Here is a 434-nt window from a genome sequence, read left to right on the forward strand (position 1 = left end):
TCCTCGTTGTCGTGCCACTGTTTTCGCGAGCTGGTCAAGCAGAGGCCCTGCAGAATCGGGATGTCCAGGGCCGCAAGGTGTTCGACGTTCCAAGAATCGTCGCCACCGGCTGCGGCTTTGGCTGGTGTGACTCCCCCGGCAGCCAGCACGGTGACCACCATCGCGTCGGCTTGGGCCAATATCTCCAGCATGTCGGGCTCGGCGGTGCGCAGCGATGCGCAATACACCGGCAGCGGGCGCCCCCCTGCTGCTTCGATCGCGTCGCACAGCGCTTCGACATAGGCGGTGTTGCCGGCGAGTTGCTGCGCCCGGTAGTAGAGCACCGCGATCGTCGGGCCGATCGCAACCGCGGCGGAGCCGGGGGCAGCGGGTCGGCCCGCATCAAACCCCGGGCCGATCGCAACCGCGGCGGAGCCGGGGGCAGCGGGTCGGCC

1 pseudogene (running past one end of the window) is annotated in these 434 nt (G+C 69.1%); it reads right to left on the bottom strand.

Annotated features, from left to right (window positions below):
- A pseudogene (cobN, locus tag ACFE99_RS22275) lies at nucleotides 1-434 on the bottom strand (cobaltochelatase subunit CobN) (its annotated part extends 2,795 nt beyond the left edge of the window); the annotation flags it as partial.

The organism is uncultured Mycobacterium sp. (assembly GCF_964249325.1).
In the GTDB taxonomy this organism is placed as follows: Bacteria; Actinomycetota; Actinomycetes; order Mycobacteriales; family Mycobacteriaceae; genus Mycobacterium.